The organism is Corynebacterium sp. Marseille-P8863, from assembly GCF_946902955.1.
In the GTDB taxonomy this organism is placed as follows: Bacteria; Actinomycetota; Actinomycetes; order Mycobacteriales; family Mycobacteriaceae; genus Corynebacterium; species Corynebacterium gottingense.
Genome location: NZ_CAMPQC010000001.1, coordinates 61,784 through 88,245 on the forward strand (window position 1 = coordinate 61,784; position 26,462 = coordinate 88,245).

At 64.5% G+C, this 26,462-nt stretch carries 26 protein-coding genes; 10 read left to right on the forward strand and 16 right to left on the reverse strand.

What is annotated here, in order from left to right:
- Window positions 1–15: 15 nt before the first annotated feature.
- Window positions 16–642: an MBL fold metallo-hydrolase gene (locus OVO38_RS00315; RefSeq protein ID WP_095553297.1), complete on the forward strand. Its 627-nt coding sequence runs from the start codon at window positions 16–18 to the stop codon at window positions 640–642.
- A 23-nt stretch (window positions 643–665) separates the two neighbouring features.
- Here the strand turns inward: OVO38_RS00315 and OVO38_RS00320 are convergent, their stop codons facing one another.
- From OVO38_RS00320 to OVO38_RS00390, 15 genes are all read right to left on the reverse strand, one after another.
- Window positions 666–1,688, reverse strand: a complete 1,023-nt coding sequence (locus OVO38_RS00320; protein ID WP_239215587.1) for a DUF4928 family protein — start codon at window positions 1,686–1,688, stop codon at window positions 666–668.
- Window positions 1,669–2,808 carry a DNA cytosine methyltransferase gene (locus OVO38_RS00325; RefSeq protein ID WP_239215576.1) on the reverse strand — a complete coding sequence of 380 codons (1,140 nt, stop codon included), beginning with the start codon at window positions 2,806–2,808 and terminating at the stop codon, window positions 1,669–1,671. Before OVO38_RS00325 ends, OVO38_RS00320 begins: the two co-directional genes overlap by 20 nt.
- Window positions 2,809–2,884: 76 nt before the next feature.
- Entirely contained in the window at window positions 2,885–3,598 is a 714-nt protein-coding gene (locus tag OVO38_RS00330; RefSeq protein WP_239215574.1) for a thioredoxin domain-containing protein, read from the reverse strand.
- A 13-nt stretch (window positions 3,599–3,611) separates the two neighbouring features.
- Window positions 3,612–3,980, reverse strand: a complete 369-nt coding sequence (locus OVO38_RS00335; protein ID WP_095535199.1) for a DUF2304 domain-containing protein — start codon at window positions 3,978–3,980, stop codon at window positions 3,612–3,614.
- Complete coding sequence (locus OVO38_RS00340; protein WP_095547719.1) at window positions 3,977–4,729, reverse strand: glycosyltransferase family 2 protein; 753 nt, start codon at window positions 4,727–4,729, stop codon at window positions 3,977–3,979. Before OVO38_RS00340 ends, OVO38_RS00335 begins: the two co-directional genes overlap by 4 nt.
- Window positions 4,730–4,817: 88 nt before the next feature.
- Complete coding sequence (locus OVO38_RS00345) at window positions 4,818–5,591, reverse strand: glycosyltransferase (RefSeq protein ID WP_095547718.1); 774 nt, start codon at window positions 5,589–5,591, stop codon at window positions 4,818–4,820.
- Window positions 5,592–5,699: 108 nt separating this feature from the next.
- A complete protein-coding gene (locus OVO38_RS00350; protein ID WP_267207476.1) occupies window positions 5,700–6,446 on the reverse strand; it encodes a DUF6973 domain-containing protein in 747 nt (248 codons plus the stop codon).
- Between the two features lie 40 nt (window positions 6,447–6,486).
- Window positions 6,487–7,350 carry a glucose-1-phosphate thymidylyltransferase RfbA gene (gene rfbA, locus OVO38_RS00355; RefSeq protein WP_095275165.1) on the reverse strand — a complete coding sequence of 288 codons (864 nt, stop codon included), beginning with the start codon at window positions 7,348–7,350 and terminating at the stop codon, window positions 6,487–6,489.
- A gap of 50 nt (window positions 7,351–7,400) precedes the next feature.
- A complete protein-coding gene (locus tag OVO38_RS00360) occupies window positions 7,401–7,880 on the reverse strand; it encodes a hypothetical protein (protein ID WP_267207477.1) in 480 nt (159 codons plus the stop codon).
- Window positions 7,881–7,932: 52 nt separating this feature from the next.
- Window positions 7,933–9,255 carry a sugar nucleotide-binding protein gene (locus OVO38_RS00365; protein WP_267207478.1) on the reverse strand — a complete coding sequence of 441 codons (1,323 nt, stop codon included), beginning with the start codon at window positions 9,253–9,255 and terminating at the stop codon, window positions 7,933–7,935.
- Between the two features lie 21 nt (window positions 9,256–9,276).
- The gene (rfbB, locus tag OVO38_RS00370; RefSeq protein WP_267207479.1) at window positions 9,277–10,257 is read right to left on the reverse strand and encodes a dTDP-glucose 4,6-dehydratase; all 981 of its coding nucleotides are present in this window, start codon (window positions 10,255–10,257) and stop codon (window positions 9,277–9,279) included.
- A 6-nt stretch (window positions 10,258–10,263) separates the two neighbouring features.
- Window positions 10,264–11,454 carry a hypothetical protein gene (locus OVO38_RS00375; protein ID WP_267207480.1) on the reverse strand — a complete coding sequence of 397 codons (1,191 nt, stop codon included), beginning with the start codon at window positions 11,452–11,454 and terminating at the stop codon, window positions 10,264–10,266.
- Window positions 11,451–13,520 (reverse strand): prolyl oligopeptidase family serine peptidase, encoded by a 2,070-nt coding sequence (locus OVO38_RS00380; protein WP_267207481.1) that lies wholly within the window; start codon window positions 13,518–13,520, stop codon window positions 11,451–11,453. Before OVO38_RS00380 ends, OVO38_RS00375 begins: the two co-directional genes overlap by 4 nt.
- Window positions 13,521–14,666 carry an alpha/beta hydrolase gene (locus OVO38_RS00385; protein ID WP_267207482.1) on the reverse strand — a complete coding sequence of 382 codons (1,146 nt, stop codon included), beginning with the start codon at window positions 14,664–14,666 and terminating at the stop codon, window positions 13,521–13,523. It lies immediately after the preceding gene.
- A 370-nt stretch (window positions 14,667–15,036) separates the two neighbouring features.
- Window positions 15,037–16,722 carry an alpha/beta hydrolase gene (locus tag OVO38_RS00390; RefSeq protein ID WP_267207483.1) on the reverse strand — a complete coding sequence of 562 codons (1,686 nt, stop codon included), beginning with the start codon at window positions 16,720–16,722 and terminating at the stop codon, window positions 15,037–15,039.
- A gap of 177 nt (window positions 16,723–16,899) precedes the next feature.
- Here OVO38_RS00390 and lpdA point away from each other — a divergent pair, with 177 nt between their 5' ends.
- The 9 genes from lpdA to OVO38_RS00435 all read left to right on the forward strand — a co-directional run bounded on the left by lpdA (window position 16,900) and on the right by OVO38_RS00435 (window position 25,676).
- Window positions 16,900–18,363 carry a dihydrolipoyl dehydrogenase gene (gene lpdA, locus OVO38_RS00395; protein ID WP_095553306.1) on the forward strand — a complete coding sequence of 488 codons (1,464 nt, stop codon included), beginning with the start codon at window positions 16,900–16,902 and terminating at the stop codon, window positions 18,361–18,363.
- A gap of 389 nt (window positions 18,364–18,752) precedes the next feature.
- On the forward strand, window positions 18,753–19,526 hold the full coding sequence (locus OVO38_RS00400) for a succinate dehydrogenase cytochrome b subunit (protein ID WP_095275158.1): 774 nt from the start codon (window positions 18,753–18,755) through the stop codon (window positions 19,524–19,526).
- Window positions 19,527–19,550: 24 nt separating this feature from the next.
- A complete protein-coding gene (locus tag OVO38_RS00405) occupies window positions 19,551–21,644 on the forward strand; it encodes a fumarate reductase/succinate dehydrogenase flavoprotein subunit (RefSeq protein ID WP_267207484.1) in 2,094 nt (697 codons plus the stop codon).
- The gene (locus tag OVO38_RS00410; RefSeq protein ID WP_095535209.1) at window positions 21,644–22,393 is read left to right on the forward strand and encodes a succinate dehydrogenase/fumarate reductase iron-sulfur subunit; all 750 of its coding nucleotides are present in this window, start codon (window positions 21,644–21,646) and stop codon (window positions 22,391–22,393) included. Before OVO38_RS00405 ends, OVO38_RS00410 begins: the two co-directional genes overlap by 1 nt.
- Window positions 22,394–22,448: 55 nt before the next feature.
- Window positions 22,449–22,820 carry a hypothetical protein gene (locus tag OVO38_RS00415; protein ID WP_267207485.1) on the forward strand — a complete coding sequence of 124 codons (372 nt, stop codon included), beginning with the start codon at window positions 22,449–22,451 and terminating at the stop codon, window positions 22,818–22,820.
- Between the two features lie 123 nt (window positions 22,821–22,943).
- A complete protein-coding gene (locus tag OVO38_RS00420) occupies window positions 22,944–24,221 on the forward strand; it encodes a DUF445 domain-containing protein (protein ID WP_095275154.1) in 1,278 nt (425 codons plus the stop codon).
- Window positions 24,222–24,263: 42 nt separating this feature from the next.
- The gene (locus OVO38_RS00425) at window positions 24,264–24,809 is read left to right on the forward strand and encodes a CGLAU_01105 family protein (protein ID WP_095535211.1); all 546 of its coding nucleotides are present in this window, start codon (window positions 24,264–24,266) and stop codon (window positions 24,807–24,809) included.
- A gap of 3 nt (window positions 24,810–24,812) precedes the next feature.
- Window positions 24,813–25,133 carry a DUF2516 family protein gene (locus OVO38_RS00430; protein ID WP_233125689.1) on the forward strand — a complete coding sequence of 107 codons (321 nt, stop codon included), beginning with the start codon at window positions 24,813–24,815 and terminating at the stop codon, window positions 25,131–25,133.
- A gap of 6 nt (window positions 25,134–25,139) precedes the next feature.
- The gene (locus OVO38_RS00435) at window positions 25,140–25,676 is read left to right on the forward strand and encodes a hypothetical protein (RefSeq protein ID WP_267207486.1); all 537 of its coding nucleotides are present in this window, start codon (window positions 25,140–25,142) and stop codon (window positions 25,674–25,676) included.
- On the opposite strand, the gene OVO38_RS00440 is transcribed toward OVO38_RS00435, so the two are convergent.
- Entirely contained in the window at window positions 25,673–26,458 is a 786-nt protein-coding gene (locus OVO38_RS00440; RefSeq protein ID WP_095535213.1) for a DUF2993 domain-containing protein, read from the reverse strand. The genes OVO38_RS00435 and OVO38_RS00440 overlap by 4 nt on opposite strands.
- Window positions 26,459–26,462: the final 4 nt, after the last annotated feature.

Consider the following 26,462-nt stretch of genomic DNA (forward strand, 5'->3'; position numbering starts at 1 on the left):
CCCGAAGGGACCACCATGACATTCCGCGTAGAAAACGTTGTGACCTCCGGCCTGTTCAAGCTGGACGGCGGCGAGTGGGAGGTGGACAACAACGTCTGGATCGTCGGCGACGACAGCGAGGTCTACATCATCGACGCCGCCCACGACGCCAACGCCATCGCCGCCGCGGTGGGCGACCGCCGCGTCAAGGGCATCATCGCCACCCACGGGCACTCGGACCACATCGACGCCGCACCAGAGCTCTCTCGGCTGGTCAACGCGCCGGTGTACCTGCACCCCACCGACGGTTTCCTGTGGCAGCGCGAGAACCCCAACGCGCAGTATGAGCAGCTTGTCGACGGCACCACGTTCCAGATCGCCGGCACCGACCTCAAGGTCCTGTCCACCCCGGGCCACTCGCCCGGCTCCGTGGTCGTCTACGCGCAGGAGGCCGGCGAGCTGTTCTCGGGCGACACCCTGTTCCAGGGCGGCCCGGGTGCGACGGGTCGCTCGTTCTCGTCCTTTGACACCATCATCCACTCCCTGCAGACGTCCGTACTGGACCTGCCCGCGGAGACGGTGGTGCGCACCGGCCACGGCGACCACACCACCATCGGTGCGGAGGCCCCGCACCTGGAGGAGTGGATCCGCCGCGGCTACTAGGCCGAGTGTCTAGGCCGTCGTCTTTAGAAGCCTTGCTCGTCTGCCATTTTGCTGAGCCATTTCGGCTCGTCAACACGCAGAGAGAGGTCGGATTCGACATCCTCGATTCGTTCGTTGTAACGGCGAATGAGGCGAGCGAGGCCTTCACGGATTTGGTCAGAGCTGTACAGAGCAAGTTCCTCGATGTTTGTCCCGATGTAGGATTCTGCCTCGACTATGCCCACGCTGTGGTCAATCGCGGCAACTTCGGCGAGCTGTTTCGCTGCCAGAACGCGAGACGCAGGAACGATAATTACTGGGCGTACCTCTTCGGATAGGTTTTCTCGGCATCGGTCCATGAGCTTCTCCATTGGAGAAACGGTCACGTGAAACGCGGTGGTGCCTAACTGGAAATCGCCATGGCGATCAGTCTGGAGGTCCGCTGTGTTGGCTTTATCCCGTCCCACATCGAGATCCGGGAAACGGAGCTCAAGTTTTGCGCCAATCAGGTGTTGGAGCACTGTGCCGGTGGGGCGGTCTTCTCGGGCAGCAGCTGCCTCGAGGATCTCGCCAACCGTGAGTGAAACGGGCTTGCGGTGGTTCAGGTCGACTTTGATCCGTTGTTTGTCAAAGTAATCAACTTTTGCTTTTTCGACGAAAAAGGACTCGAGTTGATCCGCCAGGGCTGCAACGTCTACGCCGTCGATGTTGACGCGATTCCAACGCGCAACGAGGCCTTGTGCCTTAGGGATAGTCCCGCGGGAGGTTCTCCCACCTTCAGAGGTGTATTTTCTGTGCTCGCCGTGTTCAGCCAGGATTTTCTTTATTGCTGTGCCGGAAAGGCCGCGAACCTGACTTTGATTTTCGGAGAGTAGACGTTCTTGGGGGATTGGAAGACCGTCGCGGACCATCCTAGAAACGATTAATCCAACATTGATCGTATTCGTTTTCGCACTTCTATCTCGCTTGCGATGGTCTTCATACCAGTCTGTCGCTTCACCGAGAAGTTCGATGAACGCTTCTTCTACGCGACTCGTATTTGAGTCGTTAGAGTGCATGCTCGTCATATGCGCCCCCTCGAGTCTTCAGGGCAAGCGGAACCAGCGCTTCTCGCGAAAGCCAAGACACAACTGGCACAGCTACCGCATCGCCAAAGCCGTATTGAATCTGGGATTCTCGTAATCCACTGAGGTTGTACCACCCTGCCCCCATGAGGCGTGCGTACTCCAGGCCGGTCATCCAGCGGACGCGGATCCTGCCATGTCCCATGACCGCTACTGCTTGCTTCGATGAGCCGCCACGTGCCGTACGCAAGCATCCGGCGATGTCTTCCGCGCGCATTTCCCAGGTAGGCACACCGTTTCGCGTTCTCCGGTAAGCAGTGCGAGCGGACAATTCGCGCGCGTTGATAAACGCATCAGCGCGCAGTCGTTGCGTCGTCGACATGGATTGGATGAAGTTGTCGGTTCGCCGACTGTCCCACCACCGTGGGTCATCATCTGCGAGGTGCTCGACTTCGCTGCTGAACCCCTCCTTGCGCGGAGCAGGAACGGGTGGGAAGGGAAACTTGAAGGTGCGCAAGCCGTCCTCTTGGTGCACCCACGCCACTGAATCTGGTCGCAGTGCGGTGTCGTCCTTGCCTCCTTCGAGTGGTTGCTTTGCGCCAATGAGGAAAAGCCTTGGACGGGACTGCGGGATAAACCTGCGTGCATCTATGATGACAACATCTACTGCGTACCCAAGCTCATTGAATTCCCGGATCGCGGCGCGGAGATCATCGCCACCGTGGGAAGACGCGAGGCCGACAACATTCTCTAAGACTGCTACGCTTGGTCCGCGATTCCCCATTTCGCGGAGGACTTTGGTGAAACCAAAGAAAGCAGATGATTCCCGACCGCTGATCCCGCTCCGTTTTCCGGCTAATGACAGATCCGTGCAAGGGGAGGAAGACCAGGCTATGTCTGCGTGCGGTACTTGGTCGGGGTCAACATCAAACACGTTTTCCAGTGCAAAGTCACCGTCGCCCCACTGGCCCGAGTACATGGCAAATTTATTCTTGTCGTAGTCGTTCGCCCAAACCGTCGAAATTCCAGCGTCGGCCATTCCGGCTCGCGCGAGACCGATACCAGCGAAAAACTCGATAGCGGTCGGCTGGTCAGTTGAGGGGACGGGATATAAGTGAGGCATGGGGGACTCCTCGAGGAGCGGTTGAACTTAGGGCTGTCTAGCTTAGCGAAAATCGCATACGAGTTTTTGCTGGCCCCTATGCTCCGGCTTTCTCAAGCTCGGCGTCGATGACCTGGGCAAACTTCTCAAAGGGCAGCGCGCCCTCAAGCACCTGGCCGTTGATGATAAAGGTCGGGGTGGCGGTGACCTCGGACTGCTGGGCGAGCGTGTTCGCCTCCGAAAGCGCCTGGTCGTACTTGTCACTTTCCGCGTCCGAGCGGAACTGCTCGAGGTCCGGCACGCCGGCCTCCTTGGCAAAGCCCGCGAGCTCGTCGAGGGAGAAGTCCGGGTGGCCCTCTACCTTGGAGGCGGCCGCGACGTAGGCCTCCTGGAACTCGAAGAACTTGCCCTGGTCCGCGGCGGCGCGGCCGGCGCGCGCCCCGTTGAGGGCGCCTTGTCCATTGATGACAAAGTCGTTCATCTCGAAGCGGACCTTGCCGGTGTCCACGTACTGCTCCACAATCTCCGGCATCGTTTGCGCGGCGAAGCGCATGCAGTAGGGGCAGGCCCAGTCGGAGAACTCGGAGATGACGACGGGGGCGTCGACGTCGCCAAGCGCCATGGCGTCGTCGGCCTCGCGGCGAGCAACATCCACCTTCGGGGCCTCTGCCTGGGTAGACTGCTGGGCCGTCTCCGTCGCGGCGGGCGGCGTCGCGGTCTGGTTGCCAATGAGATATCCGCCCACGCCGGTGCCGATGGCGAGCACGGCCGTAAAGGCCCACATCAGGGGCGGGATCTTCGTATCGCTCACGGTAAAACTGCTCCTATTCAGGTTGCGATGCTTGAGGCGCTGCGCCGTACGGATCTTCCGGGCGCACCGCATTCTGCAAGGCTACCGCGCGGGCCAAGCGGGCATAACGTAGCTCCTGTTCGCGGAACCGGGTCCACGTGGAGATGGTGGTGAAGAAGAACGCGAAGATGAGCGCGTACAGCATGAGATCCGTGCCGCGAGACACCCCGAGCCAGTTGGCCAGCACCGTGACGTCGTCGGGGCGCAGGATCGCCCAGATTGCCGCGAAGACGAGCACCACGAAACCGAGCTTGACCCACGCCTTCGCGTTCGCCTTCTTGCGGTGAGTGAAGAAGTAGATGACCAGCACCAGGGTCGCCAGGATGAGGAACAGCTGGATCATGGGAGCCTCCTTGCCACAATGCCGTCCGCGAGGATGTTCACACCGTTGATCAGGGACTGGCCCTTGCTCATGGAGTACTCGGTGTACAGGATGTCCACCGGCTCCTCAGCCACGCGCCACCCCCGCGCATCAATCATGCTGACAATTTCGGAGGCGTGCGACATCCCATTCATGCGGATGTTCATCTCGTGTGCCACTTTGGCATTGAAGGCGCGCAGGCCGTTGTGCGCGTCGGTCAGCCCAAGTCTGCGGGTGCGAGGGGAAAGGAGCACCACCGTTCTCAGCACGAGACGCTTGATCCACGGCACCTGCGTCTCCTCCTGGCCTGCAAAGCGGGTGCCCACGACGATGTCAATCGGCTCGGTGCGCAGCCGGTGGATCATGCGCTTAACGTCTTTGACCTGGTGCTGGCCGTCGGCGTCGAAAGTGACAAAGTACTTCGCGCCGGGCTGAGTACGCGCGTACTCAACACCCGTCTGGATCGCGGCACCCTGGCCAAGGTTCACCGGGTGGTTGACCAGGTGTGCGCCCGCAGCGTGGATCGACTCGGCGGAGTTGTCGTGCGAGCCGTCATTGACCGCCACGATATTGGGAAACGTTTCCCGCGCGTGCTCCAACACGTCCTGGATGACCTGACCCTCGTTGTAGCAGGGGACGATGAGCCAGGTGTCGGTGAAGGACTCGTGCGCGCCCTGTTCACGCCCTGGGTATTGCGCCGAATGCTTATCGACGCCGCGAGATTGGTTCATAGCGCTCAATACGTTACCGGTCTCGATGGAAAAGTAGGGCGTACACGCGCGTGAGCAGCCTGTGAGGAATAGTCAGCGAAAACGGTGTTCACTTACTTCGATGGAACAGCACGCCATATGCGCGCTGCATGAGGTGTAGTGGGAGCGCGCGGTAGAGGTTTCGGAGGACGAAGTTGAGGCGCGCGCGCACCGGCGAGACTAGGCCATACTGAACCAGCGCGGTTTGAAGTTCTCTTTCAGCCTCGCGTACGTTGTTCGCGGAACGGCGTCTGAACTGGTCTTGATCCACTCGAAAATATGTTAGAGGTTCTGGGAGATTATAAAGTTTCTTCCCCTGCGAGATCATGCGTGCCCATAAATCGTAGTCCTCCATGCCACGTAGATCGCGGTAACCTCCTACGGCAAGTACGTCGGCGGTGCGAAACATTACCGAAGGGTGGTTCATTGGGGAGTTGAGTCGGACGTATTTTGCAATCGCCGAGGGAGATTCCGGCAGTTTTCTAATATTGCCGTGACCCGCTTCGTTGAACTCCCTCATCGAGGAGCCGACTACCGAGATGTCAGGGTGCTTACTGAGGAAACTGAGCTGAGTCTCGATGCGGTGTGGGAAAGCGGCATCGTCCGAGTCAAGGCGTGCGACAAATTCGGTGTCGACTGCACGAAGTCCAGCTGCCAGAGCTTTCCCGAGGCCAACATTTTCTTCCAACGGTAGCGTATCGACGTTGTTGAGAAGCGAATGGACGTCCTGGGCGATTGGGCCGTCGAGAACTACGAGAATGCGTTCGGGCGGCCGAGTCTGTGCTTGTAGGCTCTTCAGGGCGAAGGCGAGATCTTCAGCTTTCGTATTTGCGTATACGGACATGAGTACTGTGACTTCGCCTACGCGCAATGACTTGACCTGCTTTTCTTCGAATTGTGAACGTGTGATCTCAGGGCAAATTTCTCTGAAGCCCTGAGATTTCGCATCTGGCTAGTTCAAGGTTTTTAAAATACCATTCCCCGACCATGTGTGGCAGAAGTTGACTGCTTTTCTCCAGTCATTTCCTGCGGCGACAGCTGCCCACCTTCCTTGAGCATTGTTGTATAGGTCCATTTCCTTCTCAGCTTGCGGACCGGTTGTGAACTTCTCGTGATTAGTCCCAATCAGTTTCGCTGCATTTTCTCCGAGATCGATTGTCATTGATGCGCTCCACCAGCAGTGACGCCAGGCGTCTCCTCTTCCGTTGTGTGAGGAAGTCGGATAGAAGCGAATAGCTTCGTCGGAAGCTTGATCGGCGAGTTGCTTTGCTTTGTAGCATTTGGACGCGCCTAGCGTGATGCTGCATTGAGCAATCTCAGCAGCACTTAAAACGGTTCGGCTGTAGGCTGATCGCGTTTGTGCGTTTGGGTGCGCAAAGGCGGCTGCATCTTCAAGCTCCGCTGTGACTGCGAGTTTGGTTTCCAGACTGAGGTTGTCGAATTCCTGCCAAAATTCCTCTTCGGAAAGAGTGCGACTTTGTTCGATGAAGGCTTTCGCATCAGCTTCTGCTGTCGGAGTGATTCGGCTTCGGTCAACGCTGCTAAAACCTTCGGTATCAAGCTCCTGGGTATCCGCGTGGGCGAGAGGTGTCAGGCCTAGTGCAAGAGTGAGTGTTGCTGCTGCAGTATTTTTGCCAACATGGCATCTCCTTGGGTGTGTGGGGGCGACCCGGTAGTTTTCCGGGTAAAAGTATTGCATCAAAAAGTGGATGAGGAAAAGTGCTTTGTCAGAACTTTTTCTAGTCCCGCGCTGCGTCCAACAAGTAGCGCCCGTAACCCGATTTCAGCGTGGCGCGGCCGAGGGCCTCGAGCGCGTCGCGGGAGATGAACCCCTCCCGGTAGGCGGCCACCTCGGGCGAGCCGATGATGGTACCGGTGCGCTTCTGCATGACCTCCACGTACGCGCTGGCCTCGCTCATAGAATCAATGGTGCCGGTGTCTAGCCACACGTCCCCGCGGTGCAGCCGGTGGACCTTCAGCGCGCCCTCGCGCAGGTAGGCCTCGTTCACGCTGGTGATTTCCAACTCGCCGCGCGCGCTCGGGGTGATCTGTTTGGCAATCTCCACCACCTTGCTGTCGTAGAAGTACAGGCCCACGACGGCGAAGTTGGACTTCGGTGTTTCCGGCTTTTCCTCGATGGACAGGGCGGTGCCTGCCGCATCGAACTCGACGACACCGTAGCGCTGCGGGTCCGAGACCTCGTAGGCGAAGATGGCGCCGCCGTCCACGTCGCGGGTCTCGCCAAGAATCCGGGTGAGCTGCGTGCCCTCGAAGATGTTGTCCCCCAACACGAGTGCGACCGAGTCGTCGCCGATGAAATCTTCCCCGATGATGAAGGCCTGCGCGAGCCCATCCGGGGAGGGCTGGACTGCGTAGTTGAGCATGACTCCGAAGCGTGAGCCGTCGCCAAGCAAACGCTTGAACGCGCCCGCGTCCTCCGGGGTGGTGATGATGAGGATGTCGCGGATACCTGCGCTGATCAGCGTGGTCAGCGGGTAGTAGATCATCGGCTTGTCATAAATGGGCATGAGCTGCTTCGAAATGCCCTGCGTGATCGGGTACAGGCGCGTGCCGGACCCGCCGGCCAGAATGATGCCTCGCATGCGTCCCAGACTAGCCGGTCACACGACGTCCACCCGCGCTGATGCCGCGTTTACTCCTGTGCCATTTCCTTCATGAAGTCTTCGAAGGTGTAGCGGCCGGCGGCGATCTCGCGCACGTCGAACCTCACTGCCAGGCCCAGCACCGTGGTGAGCACGCCCAGTACGAGCAACGCGATCTGCGGCTTGCTGATCTTGGAGAAATCGCCGCTGGACATCGCCTGCAGGATGTCCGGGGCGGAGGGCGCGGCCGTCGACGTGGTGGTGGTCGGCGTGATCGTGGGGGTGGTGGTGACCGTGACCGTCGGGGTTGTCACGGTGGTGGGACTCGGGGTGGCGGTCGGCGTTGCGGTTGCGGTGGTGGTCCCGGTTGCCGTTGCCGTCGGAGTGGCAGACGTCGTCCCTGTCTGCCCTGTCTGCCCTGTCTGCCCTGTCTGCGCAGCGTGCGCCGGGACTACGAGGCCCGCGGCTCCTAGGACGGCGACGGTGGCCAACGCGACGGACTGCGTGCGGGGCATCTGCGAGCGAGACATGGTGGAGCTCCTTTTACTGTTTCCTCAGGCAAAGCAAGTTCAGCGTCTAAACCTACTGCATCGCGAGGTACAGGGCGAGTGCTGCTCGCCAATTGGTTGGCGTGAATCCGGTCGCCTTGATCTTGTCCAGGCTCAGGGTGGACTCCGCCGGGCGCAGTGCCTCCGGTCCGTTGAGCTCGGCGTACTGCGCAGTGGTCACCGGGTGTACCTCGGAGGGGTCGTGCCCCACGCCGATGAACACGGCCATGGCGATCTCGTCGCGGCCCACCGCGTCCCCGTCCGAGGTCAGGTTGTATACCCCGTACTCAGCTCGGGTGCGAAGCAGGTGCGCGATGCCCTTGGCCAGGTCCTCGGCGTACGTGGGGCGGCCGCGCTGGTCCATGATCACCTTCGGCTCCACCCCGCGCGCGGCCAGCCCTGCCATCGTGGACATGAAGTTGTTGCCGTCGCCGAAGACCCAGGCGGTGCGCACCACGTAGTGCTTGCGCGCCACCTGCGCCGCGGTATCGCCCGCGGCCTTCGACGCCCCGTAGGCCGACAGCGGAGAGGGGGCCTCCGCCTCGTCGTGGACCTCACGGGTGCCGTCGAAGATGTAGTCGCTGGACACGTGCACCAGCGTCAGATCGTGGGCATTGCTTATCCGCGCCAACTGTGCCGGCGCCTCAGCGTTGACCGCCCAGGCGGTGGCGCGGTCGTCCTCGGCACCGTTGACGTTGTTGTACGCGGCGCAGTTGATCACGGCCCAGTACTGGGAGAAGTCCAGGTCGGGCATGTCGGTGAGGTCGAACTCGTCGTGGGTGAAAAAGTCGGCCTCATCCTCGCCGTATACCTGCCTGAGTGCCCGGCCCAGCTGGCCGTTCGCGCCGGTGACGAGGATTTTGCGGGGTGGGACTGGCGTGGCGTCGGCAAGCATTGGGTGCTTCGTGTCTGCCTCCGAAAGCTCGGTGGGCTCGAGCGGCCACTCGACCTCCTTGTACGAGCAAAACGCGTACGAACCGTTCGGGTTGTAGCGCTGATTGACCAGGTAGATGTAGGTCGTGGCGTCCTCGAGCGCCTGGAAGCCGTTGGCCACGCCGCGCGGTACGAACACCGCGATGTCCGGGGTGATCTCTAACCCGAACGTTTTGCCGTAGGTGAGCGAGTCCTCGCGCATGTCCACCCACGCGGCGTAGACGCGGCCCGTGGCCACCGAGATCCACTTGTCCCACGGCTCGGCGTGCATCCCGCGGGTGGCGCCGCGCCGGGCGTTGAAGCTCACGTTCTGCTGCGCGGGCACGAGCGCCTGGCCGACCCAATTCTCCTTGAACCAGCCGCGATTGTCCTTGTGGACGGTCAGCCGTTCAATCTGCAGGCCTTGAATCGGGGTCTCACACATGCTGGCCAGTCTAGAGCCTGCCTATTGGCCGCGCGCCGCGTAGCCCGCCTCGACCGCGTCCTTGCCCGCGGCCCACCAGGACTCGTGGTCGCGGTACCAGGCAATCGTCTGCTCCAGGCCCGCGCGCAGATCCGTGTAGCGCGGCTGCCAGCCCAGCTCGCGGCGCAGCTTCGTCGCGTCCATGGTGTAGCGCTGGTCGTGGCCGGGGCGGTCCGTGACGTGCTCGTAGGTGCCGCCCATCAGCTCGCAGATGGCCTTGATGACCTGCTTGTTGGTCACGTGCGCGCCGCCGGCCCCGATGTTGTAGGTCTGGCCCAGCTCGCCGCGCTCCAGGATGGTGAGCACCGCGTCGTTGTGGTCGTCCACGTGGATCCAGTCGCGCACCTGCGCGCCCGTTCCGTACAGTTTCGCGGGCTCGCCGCGCAGCAGGTTGGTGATTTGCCGGGGGATGAACTTCTCCACGTGCTGGTAGGGGCCGTAATTGTTAGAGCAGTTGGAGATGGTCGCCGGGATGCCAAAGGAGCGGACCCACGCGCGCACCAGGTGGTCCGATCCCGCCTTCGTCGCCGAGTAGGGCGAGGACGGGTTGTACGGCGTTGCCTCAGTGAAGGCGTCCGTGCCGCCGAGGGCGAGGTCGCCGAAGACCTCGTCGGTGGAAATGTGGTGCAGCCGCGCGCCGTGCTCGCGCACCGCCTCGAGCAGCGTGTACGTGCCCACCAGGTTGGTCTGGATGAACGCCGAGGGGTCGCGCAGCGAGTTGTCGTTGTGCGATTCCGCCGCGAAGTGCACCACGGTGTCGGCGCGAGCGACGAGGCGGTTGACCAGTGGGGCGTCGGCGACGTCGCCACGCACGAGCTCCACGTCGCACCCGGCGAGGCTGTCCCGATTGCCCGCGTAGGTGAGCTTGTCCAGCACCACAATCTTGTCCACCCTGCTGAGCGCCATGCGCACGAAGTTGGACCCGATGAACCCGGCACCGCCGGTGACCAGCATTGTTCCCATAGGGAACTACCTTAGCGCGCGCCGCAGCCCCGCCACATGCACCAGCGCGCCGGCCAGGGGGCCTGCGAAGAGGGCAATGCTTATCGACGCCACCGTGCCCCCACCCTCAGCACCCACCGGCGCCGCGAACAAAATCCCAAACGCCACCGCCGTGGCCGTGAGCCACCCGGCGACGTACCAGCCGTGACGCTCCAGGGCGAGCACCGCAACACCGGTGATCATGAGCGCGCCCATGAACGCGGACGCGAAGGTGAGCACGCCCAGCGACACCCCGCCCATCGCGTACTCCGGCGAGAACGCGATGCGCAGGATGAGCGGGCCGACTGCCCACGCGGCGACGAACCCCACCGCGCCGAGGCCCAGGACCGCGCCAATTGGCATGGCCAGCGCCGCGTAGATCCGGTCGCGGTGCTCCACAAACCGGACCACCAGGGCCGACTGGAAGCGCTGCAGCGGCACGAGCACGGGCGCCCTGGTGAGGATCACGGCGTTGATCACCGCCGCCACCGGCGCGCCGGGAAACGCCGCGTTGATCACGGCGGGGAAGCCGGTGATTAGCGCCGCCGACGCCCCGGAGGCCACCATGGCGGTGACCATGCGGCGTACGAACAGGCCGCTGTCCACATCCACCGGCACCTGCAGGTGCTCCCGGCGCAGCAGGGTGAGCCAGCTCGCCGCGCCGATCACGGTGATGAGCAGGAAGACCGGCAGGCCCCACCCGGCGGCCCACGCCACCACGGCGAGGACCAGGCGCACGCCCGAGTCCAGCGTGAAGAGTGCGGCGTAGCGGTCCCACAGGTGTGAGCCGGACAGGACGCCCGCCAGTACCGCCTGGAATACGTAGCTGATCAGGCCGATGGTGAGCAGGGCGGTGGCGGTGCCCGGGGACTGCGGTACGACGGTGCCCATGAGCAGGGCGCCGCCGACCGCCACGACGACGAGGACCACCGCCGCGAGCCGGGCACCGATGCGCCACGGGTTAGCCGCGCCACGCTTGCCGGTCTCGGCGGCGGAGGCGACGGCGCGGGTGGTTTCGTGCGTGATGCCGTCGACAAGCCCGGCGCCCGCGAAGAAGACGCTCCAGAACGCGGCGAAGTACCGGTAGCCCGTCTCCGGGTCCAGGGCGCGGGCGGCGACCCAGAGCACGATGAAGCCGCTGATGGCCGCGAAGATGGTGGCCAGCGTCAGGTTCTTCACTGCGTGCGCTCCGCCGTTGCTGTGTCGCCGATCTGGCGTTCCAGCCAGGTGTAGATCATGGCCTCCACGCGCGCCACCTGCTCGTTGTCGGCCGCGCCCGCGTGCCCGCCGACGGTGTTTTCAAAGTAGTCGACCGGCTGGCCGGCTTCCCACAGCGCGAGCGCGAAGGTGCGCGCGTGGGCGGGGTGGACGCGGTCGTCGCGGGTGGACGTGGTCACCAGGGCCGGCGGGTAGGCGGGGGCGCTGGCCACGTTGTGCAGCGGCGACCACGTCTCAATGAAGGCGCGCTCGGCAGGGTCGTCCGGGTCCCCGTACTCCGCCATCCACGACGCCCCGGCGGAGAGCGTGTGGTAGCGCAGCATGTCCGTGAGCGGGACCTGCACCACGGCGGCGCCGAAGCGGTCCGGGTACTGGGTGAGCGCACCGGAGGTGAGCAGCCCGCCGTTCGAGCCGCCGCGGATAGCAATGCGCTCGGGCGTGGCGTAGCCGCGCGCGACGATGTCCTCCAGCACGGCGCGGTGGTCCTCCCACACCTTGTGGCGGTTCGCCTTCACGGCCTGCGAGTGCCAGTTGGGGCCGAACTCGCCGCCGCCGCGCAGGTTGGGCTGTACGTAGAAGTAGCCCTTGGACAGCCAGGCGATGCCGCGCACGTTGGAAAACGACGGCGTGAGCGAGACCTCGAAGCCGCCGTAGCCGCCCACCAGCGTCGGGCGCGGGCCGCGCGAGAAGTCGCCGGTGATGTAGTAGGGGATCCGGGTGCCGTCGGCGGAGGTCGCCCAGTGCTGGCGGGTCTCCAGCCCCGCGGTGTCAAAGAGGGCGGGGGCGTGTTTGGCCGCGTTGGGGTGATCGGGCGCGGTGGCGTCGAGAAGCGAAAGCGTGCTCGGCGTGGTGAAGCTGGAGGTGTTGAGCCATACCTCATCGCCGTCGAGCGGGCTGGTGGCCACAATGTGTGCGGCCGAGGCCGGCGGGAGCGGGACGTCGGTGCGCTCCCAGGTGCCGAGGGCGATGCGCTCGATGCGGGTGGACACGTTGTCGAGCGTGGTGACGAAGGCGTAGTTGGCGGTCAGCGAGAGGTCTTCAACCGCGCCTGAGTCGGACAAGTCGGACAGGACGCGGAAGTCGCGCTCGCCCGCGAGGAAGCGCTCCAGGTCGGTGACGGCGAGCGCGCCGGCCGGGATCGTTGCGCCCTCCGGCTGGTAGTCGGTGCGCGGGATGATGAACAGCCACTGCTTGTAGGGCACCGCGCTGCAGTCCAGCGGCAGGTCCAGCTCCTGGCCGTCGACCCAGGTCCGGGACGTGTAGAAATCCAGGGCGCGGGTGATCACGGTGCGCTCGTAGCCGGGAGTGGGGTCGTAGGAGGCGCCGACGGCGACGTCGCTTACCTCGCCGCGGAAGATCTCCTCCGCCTGCGCGAGCAGCGTGCCGCGGTGCCAGCGGCGAACCTGCGCGGGGTAGCCGGAGTGGGTGAGCGAGTCCTCGCCCAGGTCCGTGCCCACCAGGAGCGTGTCGCGGTCGACCCAGCTCACATCGGTCTTGGCCTCGTCGATGCGGAAACCGTCGGCGACAAAGGCGCGGGTGTGCAGGTCAAACTCGCGGATGGTCACCGCGTCGGCGCCGCCTCGTGACAAGCGCAGCAGCGCTCGGTCCTGCGTCAACGGCAGCACGGTCGCGCCCTTCCACACCCAGTCCTCACCCTCTGCGCGGGCAAGCGTATCCACGCTCACCAGTTCCTCCCACTCCGTGACAGGAGCCAGGAACTCGGGCAAGGTGGTGCGGCGCCACACGCCGCGGGGGCGCGAGGCGTCGCGCCAGAAGTTGTAGAGGAAATCGCCGCGGCGCAGCACGTAGGGGATGCGCGCGTCGGTGTCCAGGGCGGCGCGGATGTCGCTCCGGAGGCGCGCAGCCTCCTCGGCGAGCGGGCTGCCGGGGGCGGTCAGCGAGGCCTCGGTGTCGGCGGACCACGCGTTGGCCCACGCCAGCGCCGCATCGCCGGTGATCTGGTCGAGCAGCGCCGGGTCGATCGCTCTGCTGCGGGGCTGGGTGCTCTGCTTGCTCTGCGGGTGCATCTACATCCCAAACGCAGGGGCGATGGTGGTGAACCATGCCTGCTGGATGTCGTCCTGCCAGTACCCCCAGGAGTGCGTGCCCGCGTTGCGGAACTCGTAGTGCGCCGGGATGTTCAGCCCGTCGAGCTTTGCGCGCAGGTCGTGGTTGCACTGGTTGATGGCGGCCTCGATCGCGCCACCCTCGACCTGCAACGTGGCGGCGGCGACACCCGCCGCGATCTCCGGCACGCCGGCCTCGCCCACCAGGTAGCTGACCTGGTCCTTCCGGCCAGCCAGGCCGGTGGAGGAGGAGATGTAGAGCTTGGTGCCGCGCAGGCGCTCGGCGTTGGCCAGCCCGTCGTTCCACACATTGTTCGGGCTGCCCATCGGGCCCCACATCTGCTCCGGGGTGATCTCCTGGAAGTTCGGGATGTTCGCCGCGCGGTTGACGGTCACGCGCCCGTAGTTGTATCCGTGCGGAGAGGCGGTGGCGGCGCAGCCGGAGAACGAGGCGGCGGCATCGTAAAAGCCCGGGCGATGCTCCGGCAGCACGAGCGCGCTCGTGCCGGACATGGAAAAGCCGACGATGGCGCGGCGGTTGTCCGCGTTGAGCGTGCGCTCCATCGGGCCGGGCAGCTCCTGGGTGAGGAACGTCTCCCACTTCTGTGGCCCGCGGACGTAGCGCCCCTGCGGGTTTTGGTCTACCCAGTCGGTGTAGTACGAGAACGCGCCCGCCTGCGGGATGACTACGTTGACGCCCTTGCCCGCAAAGAACTCGCGGGTGGTAAAGGACTTCAGCCAATCCTGGTCTTGCTCCGCGCCACCTGCGCCGTTGAGCAGGTAAATGATCGGGGCGTTGGGCACGCGTTGCCCGGCGGAATTGGTCGCCGGGATCACCGCGACCGGGATGTCACGCCGCATGGACGGCGAGTAGACCTGGTACGAAAGCACGTTTTTGTGGTCTACCTGCTGGGTCCACGACTGCGGGCGGTTGGTGTTCAGCGCCAGCGGCGGGTTGGACCGCGCGTCCCACGCCTTCACGGTGCCCACCGGGGTCTGCCCCGCGACCTGGGCGGCGGTGACGGTGGCAGCGTCCGCCGCCGGAGTCATTCCGCAGGCCAGAGCGATTGTCGACGCCGCGGCAACCACGGCTCCCTTCAAATTCATCAGTCCAGCATTCCTTTTCCAGGTTGTCTTGGGAGTAACAGAGAGAAGCGGGGGTGCCCACTGTTTCAGATATTGTCGAGTGCTCATCTTACGTTACTCATGGGGCAATTGAGGTTACAGTGTGCGACAATAGGCCGCACAGTTTGTAACAGCGGTGACAGAAAACGAGGTTTTTCACATGAACGGATTGGAAACCATCCAGGTCCAGATCAACGAGGCGCTCGGCCAGATCCTCAACTTTGGCTCGTCGACCTCCTCCACCATCGCCTACGGCCTGGGGCTGTTCTAAGCCGCACGTTTGTGGCCCAATAGTTTGAGGGCTGGCCTGCACCCGGTGCAAGCCAGCCCTCAAGGCGTTTCCGGCGGGCGACTAGTTGGCGTCGGCCGCGGTGGTCTCCGTCGGCGCTGTGGTTTCAGTGGTTTCAGTGGTTTCCGTTGCCTCATCCGTCGCGGTGGCGGCGGCGGACTCGGAAGGCTCGGCGGACTCGGAGGACTCAGCGGCAGTGGTCGTTTCAGTCGGCTCGGTTGGGAGCGTCGGCAGGGCCGGTGCTTCCGGTGCGGCGGTCCCGGTCGGCTTCTCGGGGGCCGCCGGGGTGTCCTTCTCGGTCGTGGTCTCCGGCTCGTCCGGGAGCAGCGCCGGGCGGATCACGGTTGCCCAGGACTCGCGCATGTCCTCCAGCCAGGACGGCCAGGAGTGGGTGCCGGTGGCGCGGAAGTTGTAGTGCGCCGGGATGCCCTTGGCGTCCAGCTTGGCGCGCAGGTCGTGGGTGCAGGCGTTCATCGCGCCCTCGATCACGCCGCCCTCGACCAGGAGGGTGAGGTGGTTAGAAAAGGCGCGGCTGGATTCCAGGTTGCGCTGGTTCTTCAGGTAGCCGATGGTGTCGGTCTCGCTGACCAGGCCGGTGCCGCTAGAAATGTACAGGTCAGTGCCCTTGAGGTACTCCGCCATGACGAGCGCGTCGTTGTAGCGGTTGTACTCGGAGCCCATCGGGCCCCACAGCTCATCCGGGGTCAGGCCGCCGCCGCGGTTCACCGTCAGGCCGACGAAGAACCAGGGGAGCGGGCGGGAGGTCGCGGCGCAGCCGGAGAAGGAGCCGACCGCCTTGTAGAAGCCCGGGTTGTGCTCAGCGAGCAGGAGCGAGGAGGTGGCGGACATGGAGAAACCGGAGACCGCGCGGCGGTCGTTGGTGGTGTCCATGTACGGCTCGATTGCCTGCGGCAGTTCCTTGGCCAGGAAGGTGGACCACAGCTGCTTGCCGTTCATGTAACGGTTCTTGTCCGGCTCGGTGAGCCAGTCCACGTAGTAGGAGAAGGCGCCCTCCATCGGGATGACCACGTTGACGGGCTCGTGGCCGAGGGTGCGGTCGAGGGTGCCGCCGGCCTGGGCGATCCAGTCCGTGTCCTGCTCGGAGCCGCCGGCGCCGTTGAGCAGGTAGTAGGTCGGCGCGTCTTTGATGTAGTTGCCCTGGTCGTCGGTCGCGCGGATGATCGCGACCGGGATGTCGCGCTCCATGGAGGGGGAGTAGACCTCGACGGCCTCGCCACCGTCGAAAAGCTTGATCTTGTCCACCCATTCCTGCGTGCCGCCGGTGGCGGCGGGCAGGGAGCGGGTGAGCGGCTTGACGGTACCGGCGGAAGTAGCGCGCTCCTCCTGCATGTTGTTCAGCTTGTCGGGGTCGGTTTCGGGGCCGGACAGGACATCGTCGATAAGCGCGCCGACCTCGCCCTCGTCCCCGGTCGGGTTGGAAGCGCCGCCGCCGTTGGCGTCGGTGAGCTTGCTGTCGGAGTCCTCGGCGTCCGAAGTTGGCTCGCTCGGCGCAGAGGACGCAGACGACTCAGTGGACTCAGAAGACTCAGTGGTCTCTGCCGGCTCAGAAGATGCGGTGGATTCCGTCGTCTCCGGCATGGTCGCGGAGGTGGTGGATTGTGCGGCGGCGATCTGCGCGGGCTGGGTGCCTTCCTCGCTGTCGGCGCTGAGGTGGATACCTGCCGGGACCGCGGCTGCGGCGATGGCAACTGCGGCGACGGCGGCGAGTGCGGGGCGCGTGAACTTCACGGTGGCTCGCTTTCCTAGTTAGCTGTGTAAACGGTGTGAACAAACGGGAGGGCTCGTCGTTGCTTCCGTATATATTGCCAGACGGCCGTCACGTTACAGGAGCGAAACCGGAGTACAGGGTGTTTCGGGGTGCTCGGTACCCACATTCGGGCGCTGTACGGCACTCGCGGAAGCGCGATGTGGGGGAATGCATACCCAAAGTTGGGGAATGCACGTATCCTGTGTGGCGTGAGTAAAGAACATTTTGACGTTGTTGTCCTCGGCGCGGGCCCCGGTGGGTACGTTGCCGCCATCCGTGCAGCTCAGCTGGGTAAGAAGGTTGCAGTTGTAGAGAAGCAGTACTGGGGCGGTGTCTGCCTCAACGTGGGCTGCATCCCGTCCAAGGCGTTGATTAAGAACGCTGAGGTTGCAGAGATTTTCAACCACGATGCCAAGACGTTCGGCATTAAGGGTGACGTGGAGTTCGATTACTCGGACGCCCACAAGCGCTCCCGCCAGGTCTCGAAGAAGATCGTTGGTGGCGTGCACTACCTGATGAAGAAGAACAAGATCACCGAGATCAATGGCCTTGGTTCCTTCACCGACGCGAACACGATCGAGATCACCGAGGGCGACGACAAGGGTAAGACCGTCACCTTCGACGACTGCATTATCGCCACAGGCTCCGTCGTGCGCACGCTCCCGGGCATTGAGCTGTCCGAGAACGTTGTCTCCTACGAGGAGCAGATCCTCAACCCCGAGGCCCCGAAGAAGATGGTCATCGTGGGCGCCGGCGCGATCGGCATGGAGTTCGCCTACGTGCTGTCCAACTACGGCGTCGACGTGACGGTTGTGGAGTACATGGACCGCGTCCTGCCCAACGAGGACAAGGACGTGTCCAAGGAGATTGCAAAGAAGTACAAGAAGCTCGGCGTGAAGCTGCTGACCGGCCACGCCACCACCGCCGTGCGCGACAACGGCTCCGAGGTCGAGGTGGACATTCAGAAGAATGGCACCGACAAGACCGAGACGCTCACCGTGGACCGCGTGATGATCTCCGTCGGCTTCGCCCCGCGCACCGAGGGCTACGGCCTGGAGAACACGGGTGTCGAGCTGACCGAGCGTGGCGCCATTGCTATCGACGATCGCATGCGCACCAACGTCGAGCACATCTACGCCATCGGCGACGTCACCGCGAAGCTGCAGCTCGCCCACGTCGCGGAGGCTCAGGGCATCATCGCCGCGGAGACGATCGCGGACGCGGAGACCCTGGAGATCGAAGACTACATGATGACCCCGCGCGCGACCTTCTGTAACCCGCAGGTCGCGTCCATGGGCTACACCGAGGAGCAGGCGAAGGAGAAGTGGCCGGACCGCGAGATCAAGGTTGCGACTTTCCCGTTCTCCGCGAACGGCAAGGCTGTCGGCCTGGCCGAGACCGCCGGCTTTGGCAAGCTCATCGCCGACGCCGAGTTCGGCGAGATCCTCGGCGCGCACCTGGTCGGCCCGCACGTCTCCGAGCTCCTGCCGGAGATCACTCTGGCCCAGCGCTTCGACCTCACCGCCGGTGAGATCGCCCGCAGCATCCACATTCACCCGACGCTGTCCGAGGTGCTCAAGGAAGTTGCCCACGGCGTCGAAGGTCACATGATCAACCTGTAGGCAGTTGCTTGTCGACGCCACCGTCGACCCACCCCAAGCGCTCCGGTTTTCGCCGGGGCGCGTTTTGTGTGCCATGGGGGCGTCGAAAAGCGAAAGCTCAACCTGGAGTTGAAACTAAGGGCGAACTTACCAACGAAAGGTTGACACATTAAGGGGTGCGGGCAGGGGGATCATGAACAAAATGCGGCGAGAGTGTGCAAGGTCACAAATTACCGTAGGGTGGGCTGGGAACGTTGAAAGTTGCTGGGAGCGGGCGCGCTCTGGGGGTCAAGCGAGAAAGGTATTCCCATTATTCGAGGTGGGAGGGGGTGCGGGAGCGCGGAAGTGGCGCGAATAAATAGGTGGGGTGCCCAAAGGTTGCCTACAGTAGTAGCGACACTGGAGGTGCCATGACTGTACAAAACGCAGACCGTGAAGCCATTCGTCACGGTAAAATCACTGAAAAGCCGCTGCGCGAGCGGCCGTCCTACCCAACGTGGGCTTTGAAGCTGACCATGGCCGTCACCGGCCTCATTTTCGGTCTTTTTGTGCTCGGCCACATGGTGGGCAACCTGAAGATCTTTATGCCGCTCCACGCCAACGGGCAAGCGCCGATTGATGAATACGGCCGCTTCCTGCGCGAGATCGGCGAGCCGCTGCTCCCGCACGAGGGCTTCCTCTGGATCGCCCGCATCGTGCTGCTCGTCTGCCTGGTGCTGCACGTCTGGGGTGCGTTCACGCTGAAGGCGCGCTCGTCCCAGTCGCGCGGCAAGTTCAAGCGCACAGGCCTGATGGGTGGCTGGCAGTCCACCGCGACCCGCTGGATGCTCATCACCGGCGTAATCCTGCTGCTCTTCGTCATCTTCCACCTGCTGGATCTGACCACGGGCCAGGTCGTCGCCTCTGACCAGTTCGTCCACGGCGAGGTGCGCAACAACATGCTCGCCACCTTCGCGCCGGGCCGCTGGTGGGTCACCCTGATCTACGTCGTGGCCAACCTCGCGCTGCTGATGCACCTGACCCACGGCATCTACCTCGCTGTTTCCGACCTCGGTTGGCTCGGCGAGCGCGGCCGTGGCCTGATGGTCCTGCTGGCGTACGTCCTCCCGTTCATCGTGGTCATCGGCAACGTCGTGATGCCGATTGCCATCGCGTGCGGATTCGTCCCCGACTTTTCCCGGTAACGGCTGATAGAGGAGAAACACACTATGACTACCGCATACAACCCCAATAAGGGTGCTCAGGGCGGCGCAGCCGACACCGCCGCTACCGGCGCAGTGGGCGCCCAGGGTGCTGCCGGCCAGGAGACGTCCGGCGGCTTCCGCCAGCCCGAGTCCGCCGCTCCCGGCGTGACCCCGGGGCACATTCTGGACGCGGCGGAGCCCAACCGCGACGAGGTCCGCATGAAGGACATGTGGGGCTACCAGAAGGACCACATGAACCTGGTCTCCCCGCTGAACCGCCGCAAGTTCACCGTCCTCGTGGTGGGCACCGGCCTGTCCGGCGGCGCTGCCGCCGCGGCGCTGGGCGAGCTGGGCTACAACGTGAAGGCCTTCACCTACCACGACGCACCGCGCCGTGCGCACTCCATCGCCGCGCAGGGTGGCGTGAACTCCGCCCGCGGCAAGAAGGTGGACAACGACAGCGCGTACCGCCACACCAAGGACACCGTCAAGGGCGGCGACTACCGCTGCCGCGAGTCCGACTGCTGGCGCCTGGCTATCGAGTCCGTCCGCGTCATCGACCACATGAACGCCATCGGCGCCCCGTTCGCCCGCGAGTACGGCGGCACCCTGGCCACCCGCTCCTTCGGCGGCGTGCAGGTCTCCCGCACCTACTACACCCGTGGCCAAACGGGCCAGCAGCTGCAGCTGTCCACCGCGTCGGCGCTGCAGCGCCAGATCCACCTGGGTAACGTGGAGATCTTCACCCACAACGACCTGATGGACCTGGTCATCACGGAAAAGGATGGCAAGAAGCACTGCGAGGGCATTGTCACCCGCAACCTGATCACCGGCGAGATCGTGCCGTTCACCGGCCACGCCGTGATCCTGGCCACCGGCGGTTACGGCAACGTTTACCACAAGACCACGCTGGCCAAGAACTCCAACTCGTCTGCCATGATGCGCGCGTACGAGCGCGGCGCGTACCTCGCCTCCCCGGCGTTCATCCAGTTCCACCCGACGGGCCTCCCGGTCAACGCGAAGTGGCAGGCAAAGACGACGCTGATGTCCGAGTCGCTGCGTAACGACGGCCGCATCTGGACCCCGAAGGAAAAGGGCGACGACCGCGACCCGAAGGACATCCCGGAGGAGGAGCGCGACTACTTCCTCGAGCGCCGCTACCCCGCGTTTGGCAACCTGGTGCCGCGCGACGTGGCCTCCCGCGCCATCTCCCAGCAGCTCAACGCCGGCTACGGCGTTGGCCCGCTGCACAACTCCGCGTACCTGGACTTCACCGACGCCATCGAGCGCCTCGGCGAGGACACCATCCGCGAGCGCTACTCCAACCTGTTCGAGATGTACGAAGATTCCATCGGCGATGACCCGTACAAGGTCCCGATGCGCATCGCCCCGACCGTCCACTTCACCATGGGCGGCCTGTGGACCGACTTCAACGAGATGACCTCCATCGACGGCCTCTTCGCCGCCGGCGAGTGCTCCTGGACCTACCACGGCGCGAACCGTCTGGGTGCGAACTCCCTGCTCTCCGCGTCCGTGGATGGCTGGTTCACCCTCCCGTTCACCGTGCCGAACTACCTGGCCAACCACCTCGGCGAGGAAGTGCTGCCGGAGGACGCGCCGGAAGTCACCGAGGCTGTCAACCGCGCCAAGGACACCATCGAGCAGATCATGTCCGTTAACGGCACCGACCCGCACGGCCCGGAGTTCTACCACGAGCAGCTCGGCGACATCCTCTACGAGCACTGCGGCGTCTCCCGCACGGTCGAGGGCCTGACGGAAGGCATCCAGAAGATCCGCGCGCTTCGCGACGATTTCCGTGCCAACATCTCTATTCCGGGTTCCCCGAACGAGATGAACCAGACCCTCGAGGCCGCACTGCGCCTGGCCGACTACATCAACCTCGGCGAGCTGATGTGCATCGACGCCCTGGACCGCGACGAGTCCTGCGGTGCGCACTACCGCATGGACCACCTCACCGAGGATGGCGAGGCAGAGCGAGACGACGAGAACTGGTGCTTCGTCTCCGCGTGGGAGCCGGCCGGCGAGGGCGAGTTCATCCGCCACGCAGAACCCCTGTACTTTGATTCGATCCCGCTGATGACAAGGAACTACAAGTAATGAAACTGACACTTGAGATCTGGCGTCAGGCCGGACCCGACACTGAAGGGCACTTCGAGACCGTCCAGGTGGACGACGCCGTCGAGCAGATGTCCATCCTGGAGCTCCTTGACCACGTGAACAACAACCTGGTCGAGGAAGGCAAGGAGCCGTTCGTCTTCGCCTCCGACTGCCGCGAGGGCATCTGCGGCACCTGTGGCCTGAACGTGAACGGTCGCCCGCACGGCGCGGACACCAACACCACCGCCTGCCTGCAGCGCCTGTACAACTACAAGGACGGCGACACCCTGAAGATTGAGCCGTTCCGCTCCGGCGCGTTCCCGGTGATCAAGGACCTCGCCGTGGACCGCTCCGCGCTGGACCGCGTGATGCAGCAGGGTGGCTACGTCTCCATCAACGCCGGTACCGCACCGGACGCCGACACCCTCGCCGTGAACCACCACGACGCGGAGACCGCGCTGGACTACGCGGCCTGCATCGGCTGCGGCGCCTGCGTCGCCGCCTGCCCGAACGGTGCTGCGCACCTGTTCACCGGCGCGAAGCTCAAGCACCTGAAGCTGCTGCCGCTGGGCAAGCAGGAGCGCGGCCGCCGCGCCCGCAACATGGTCGACGAGCTGGAGACCAACTTCGGCCACTGCTCGCTCTACGGCGAGTGCGCGGACGTCTGCCCGGCGGGTATCCCGCTGGACGCGGTCGGTGCGATCAACGCCGAGCGCGCACGTGCAGCCTTCCGTGGTGGCGACGACTAGGCCGCCGTATACTATCTACCGAGTATTTGAAGCAGGACGAGAGAAAAGAGTCATCATGGCTTCCGAGCACGCAGTTGCAGACATCAGCAGCGAGTCTTTCCCGACGTACAAGTCGGCACTCGCGGACACCTACATCGAGGGCTACGACCCGGTTTCCCTGGGCGCTCCGCACTCCTCGCTGAACCGATTCTCCACCTGGATCGCGATGGCCCTGATCCTGGCGTCCCTCTCCGGCTTCGGCTTCGCCGTCTGGGGCGGCTCCGCCATGATCGCCGGCTTCGGCGCACAGGAGAATGACTACAGCCAGATCCTGCTCATCCTCGGCCTGATCGTCGTCGCCGCCACCCTGATCCTCGGCGCGGTCCTCATCGCCGTAGGCCGCAAGGACTACAAGGCGTACAGCAAGGCCACCGGCCGCGTGAACTAGCGCCGCACGCCCTGCGCCACTTCCCCCGACTGCGGAATTTTCCCGCGGGCGGGGGATTTTTGGTGCACGGGGGCGTCGCTAAGCAACTCGAACTGCGCGGGGCCGGGCTGCCATAATCAAGGTATGTCTCAGCACGCGATGATGCCCGCGCCCTCGAACGAGGCAGAGCGGCGGCGGATCCTCCGGAATCACAAGATTTTTGTCACGAGCCTGCTCGGGCTCATGGCGGTGATCTTCCTGTCCTGCTCGTGGTGGCAATCGCACGGCGCGCCCGCCTGGGTGGGCTATGTGCGTGCCGCGGCGGAAGCCGGCATGGTGGGCGGGCTGGCGGACTGGTTCGCCGTCACCGCGCTGTTCCGCTATCCCATGGGCCTGCCGATCCCGCACACGGCGATCATCCCCAACAAGAAGGACCAGGTCGCCGACGCGCTCAGCGAGTTCGTCAGCGAGAACTTCCTCAACGCTCGCACCATCACGCAGAAGGTGATGGAGGCGAATCTGCCGCAGCGCGTCGGCACGTGGCTCACCCGCCCCGCCAGCGCCGAGCGGGTCAGCCAGGAGGTCGGCGACTTTACGGTCCGTGTCGTGCGCGGCATCGATCCTGCCGACGCGGAGGCGTTCATCAACACCCAGCTCATCGACCGCCTCGCTGAGCCCACGTGGGGTCCGCCCGTCGGCCGCGCGCTCGAGGGCTTCATCGCCGACGGCAAAGCGGAGCCCATCGTCGAGGACATCCTCGCCTGGTCGCGCGCGAAGCTGGACGGGATGGAGCAGAGCATCGTCACGCTTATCGATGACCGCATGCCCCGCTGGGCACCGAAATTTGCCAAGGACCTGGTGGGGGAGAAGGTGTATACCGAGCTGGTGAAGTTCATGGCGGAGGTGGACCGCGACCCGAACCACGAGGCGCGCCGCGCCATCCGCCGGCAGCTGTCCCAGTTCGCGCAGGACCTGCAGTTTGATAGCCAGATGATTACGCGCGTCGAGGCGCTCAAGGGCGACGTGATGGGCTCCACCGCTGTCACCTCCGCGGCAAGTAGCATGTGGGAGCAGCTCGCGGACACTATCGTGGCCAACGCCACCGACCCGCAGAGCATGCTGCGCCGCAAGGTGGCGGACGCCGCCGCGGAGTGGGGCGGGAAGCTGGCGAACGACCCGGAGGTGCGCGCGTCGGCGGAGCAGAAGCTGGAAAAGGTGGTGCACTTCGCCGCTGAGAACGGCGCGGACCAGATCGTGGGCATCATCGCGGAGACCATCCAGCGCTGGGACGGGGCGGAGGCCTCGGACAAGATCGAGCTCATGGTGGGCAAGGATCTGCAGTTCATCCGCCTCAACGGCACGATCGTGGGTGCACTCGCCGGGCTGGTTATTTACACTGTGTCTCAGCTGCTCTTCTACTAGCTTTGTTACTCGCTCACGCACTCGACTGAAAGGTTTTCTAACATGGCTGACAATTCTTTCGACTCCGCATCCAACCCCTCCGAGTCCGGCGATCTGCGGGCCAACCTGCGCGACGCGGGCCAGGCAATCGTTGCCGCCGGCTCCTCCCTCGGCGCGATGATCAGCAAGCACGCCGGCAAGTACACGGAGGACCTGCCGGAGAAGCTGAAGTCCGCTACCACCAGCGCCCGCGAGCGCCTGGACCAGGCCGATAGCGAGGGCGAGATCCGCGCGGCGGCCTCCAACTTCGTCGCTGAGGCAGAGAAGCAGTTTAAGGCGTTTCAGCAGCGCGACCTGGAGTTCTCCGACGACGTGAAGGGCTCGCTGCAGAAGGCCGTGGAAGATGCGCGCGGCCTGTTCAACGAGAAGATCGGCGAGCTGCGCGGTGGCGGTGCCGGCACCGCCACGGGCCAAGGCGCGGACAGCGTGCTCGATGATGTGCGCGAGCGCCTCGAGTCCCTGTTTGCCCGCGTGCAGGAGCAGTTTGGCGGCGCGAACCAGCGCCCCGATATTATCGATGGCGAAATTGTCGCCGACGAGGATAAGTAACGTATGACCCCGACTCTTGCGAACCTGAGCACCGTCACGATCATCATGAGCATCCCGACGATGCTCAGCGCCCTCTTCTTCTTCGCGGTGGCGATCGCGGGCTTCGCCGGGGTGTACTTTGCGCTGTCCACCCGCGCGGATGCGTTTGACGCGGCGGACCGGCAGAACAAGAACACGTGGGCGCTCATCCTGGGTGGCTCCGCCCTGGTCTGCCTGCTCCACCTGCCGTTCATCATGTGGTTCGGCGCGGTGGCGATCGGCGTGTACTGGCTGGACGTGAAGCCCCAGCTGGATAACATTCTGCGCGGCAACTACGGGTACTAGCGGCGCATGAACGACTACGAGTGGCTGGCCACCCGCCGGGGCACGTTCCTGGCCGGTGGCCCGTTTGCTGCCCCGGACGACCGGGGGAGCGCGGGCCTTGTCGTCGAGCCGACCCAGATCCCACAGGTGCTTCGCCGCAGTCTTCCCGCCATCGCCGTCGTGGGCTGGCCCACCGGCCGCCACCACAGCGTGATCAAGGCGGCGGAGGCGCGCCTGGCCGCCGAGTCCGGCGCCGACGAGATCTGGCTCGCGCTCGACCCCGATGCCGCGCAGGGCGCCGCGCTTGCCGACGCCATCGCGGTCCACCAGTCACTCACCGTCCCAGTGGGCATCGTCTGCCCCGCAAGCGCAACGGATACCGCGCTGCGGGTCGCGGAGCAGCTCGGCGCGTCCTGCCTAGCTGTCCCGGCCGCCGCCGGGGTGCCCGACACGCCTGTCGACGTCGCCGTCTACGGCGCCGATCCGGGCGAGGAGGCCGCGATCACGTGGCTGGAAGTCGGCGCGACCCGGGTCTTCGCCCGTTCCGGAGCACAGTCGGACTAGGCCGCGGCGCCGTACTGGCCCTGCGCGTTCTGCATCTCTGCAAAGTTCACGTTCTCGCCAGTCATGGTGACGCGCACGCCGCCGGGCACGACGCTGAACTCCTGGATGTTCATGCCGTCGGCGCTCTGGTCCTCCATGCCCTGGCTCATGGCGTCGCTCAGCGCGCTCGCGGCCTCCTCGGGCAGGTCCATGCCGAACAGCTGGGTGCCGGTGGCCTCGAAGCGCATCTGGCCCTGCTCGGTGATGGGCTTGAGGTCCAGCGCGGCCACCCCTCCGGTGAACTCGATGTGGACGGTGCCGGCGTCGGGGTCGGTGTTCACGTCGGAGACGTTGATCACGCCGCTGAGGAAGGAGTCCTCGCCCATCTGCTGCTGCAACTGCTGGTTGAGCATCGCGCGGATGAGGTCATTGGTGAGCTCGGTGTCCACACGGAACGACTCGGCGACGGGGTCGCCGGAGTCGTAGCGGATGTTGTCCATGACGATGTGCGAGGCGGGGTCGCCGGTCACCTGGTCGCCGTTGACCACCAGGGTGGACGGGGTGTCCAGGTCGATGTGGGGAAGCTTGCCAGACACCAGGCCGAAGATTACCGGCTGCGGGCCGAAGGAGACGTCGGGCTCCGCGCCGTCACCGCCGCCCTGGGCGGACGAGGTCTCGGCGTTCTTGTTGAACTCCGAGGTGATCTGGTTGGCCATGAACATGCGGATCCCGCCCTCGGCGATGAGGAGCAGGACGAGCAGTGCGGCAAGGATGCCGACGATGACTTTCCACGCGGTTTTCATGCGG

Excerpts from the sequence above, each read along its gene's own strand:
- OVO38_RS00315 (WP_095553297.1), top strand. The coding sequence starts at position 16 with ATGACATTCCGCGTAGAAAACGTTGTGACCTCCGGCCTGTTCAAGCTG.
- OVO38_RS00320 (WP_239215587.1), bottom strand. The coding sequence starts at position 1,688 with ATGACGAGCATGCACTCTAACGACTCAAATACGAGTCGCGTAGAAGAA.
- OVO38_RS00325 (WP_239215576.1), bottom strand. The coding sequence starts at position 2,808 with ATGCCTCACTTATATCCCGTCCCCTCAACTGACCAGCCGACCGCTATC.
- OVO38_RS00335 (WP_095535199.1), bottom strand. The coding sequence starts at position 3,980 with ATGATCCAGCTGTTCCTCATCCTGGCGACCCTGGTGCTGGTCATCTAC.
- OVO38_RS00340 (WP_095547719.1), bottom strand. The coding sequence starts at position 4,729 with ATGAACCAATCTCGCGGCGTCGATAAGCATTCGGCGCAATACCCAGGG.
- OVO38_RS00345 (WP_095547718.1), bottom strand. The coding sequence starts at position 5,591 with ATGTCCGTATACGCAAATACGAAAGCTGAAGATCTCGCCTTCGCCCTG.
- OVO38_RS00350 (WP_267207476.1), bottom strand. The coding sequence starts at position 6,446 with ATGCAATACTTTTACCCGGAAAACTACCGGGTCGCCCCCACACACCCA.
- rfbA (WP_095275165.1), bottom strand. The coding sequence starts at position 7,350 with ATGCGAGGCATCATTCTGGCCGGCGGGTCCGGCACGCGCCTGTACCCG.
- OVO38_RS00360 (WP_267207477.1), bottom strand. The coding sequence starts at position 7,880 with ATGTCTCGCTCGCAGATGCCCCGCACGCAGTCCGTCGCGTTGGCCACC.
- OVO38_RS00365 (WP_267207478.1), bottom strand. The coding sequence starts at position 9,255 with ATGTGTGAGACCCCGATTCAAGGCCTGCAGATTGAACGGCTGACCGTC.
- rfbB (WP_267207479.1), bottom strand. The coding sequence starts at position 10,257 with ATGGGAACAATGCTGGTCACCGGCGGTGCCGGGTTCATCGGGTCCAAC.
- OVO38_RS00380 (WP_267207481.1), bottom strand. The coding sequence starts at position 13,520 with ATGCACCCGCAGAGCAAGCAGAGCACCCAGCCCCGCAGCAGAGCGATC.
- OVO38_RS00385 (WP_267207482.1), bottom strand. The coding sequence starts at position 14,666 with ATGAATTTGAAGGGAGCCGTGGTTGCCGCGGCGTCGACAATCGCTCTG.
- lpdA (WP_095553306.1), top strand. The coding sequence starts at position 16,900 with ATGTGGGGGAATGCATACCCAAAGTTGGGGAATGCACGTATCCTGTGT.
- OVO38_RS00400 (WP_095275158.1), top strand. The coding sequence starts at position 18,753 with ATGACTGTACAAAACGCAGACCGTGAAGCCATTCGTCACGGTAAAATC.
- OVO38_RS00405 (WP_267207484.1), top strand. The coding sequence starts at position 19,551 with ATGACTACCGCATACAACCCCAATAAGGGTGCTCAGGGCGGCGCAGCC.
- OVO38_RS00410 (WP_095535209.1), top strand. The coding sequence starts at position 21,644 with ATGAAACTGACACTTGAGATCTGGCGTCAGGCCGGACCCGACACTGAA.
- OVO38_RS00415 (WP_267207485.1), top strand. The coding sequence starts at position 22,449 with ATGGCTTCCGAGCACGCAGTTGCAGACATCAGCAGCGAGTCTTTCCCG.
- OVO38_RS00420 (WP_095275154.1), top strand. The coding sequence starts at position 22,944 with ATGTCTCAGCACGCGATGATGCCCGCGCCCTCGAACGAGGCAGAGCGG.
- OVO38_RS00425 (WP_095535211.1), top strand. The coding sequence starts at position 24,264 with ATGGCTGACAATTCTTTCGACTCCGCATCCAACCCCTCCGAGTCCGGC.
- OVO38_RS00430 (WP_233125689.1), top strand. The coding sequence starts at position 24,813 with ATGACCCCGACTCTTGCGAACCTGAGCACCGTCACGATCATCATGAGC.
- OVO38_RS00435 (WP_267207486.1), top strand. The coding sequence starts at position 25,140 with ATGAACGACTACGAGTGGCTGGCCACCCGCCGGGGCACGTTCCTGGCC.
- OVO38_RS00440 (WP_095535213.1), bottom strand. The coding sequence starts at position 26,458 with ATGAAAACCGCGTGGAAAGTCATCGTCGGCATCCTTGCCGCACTGCTC.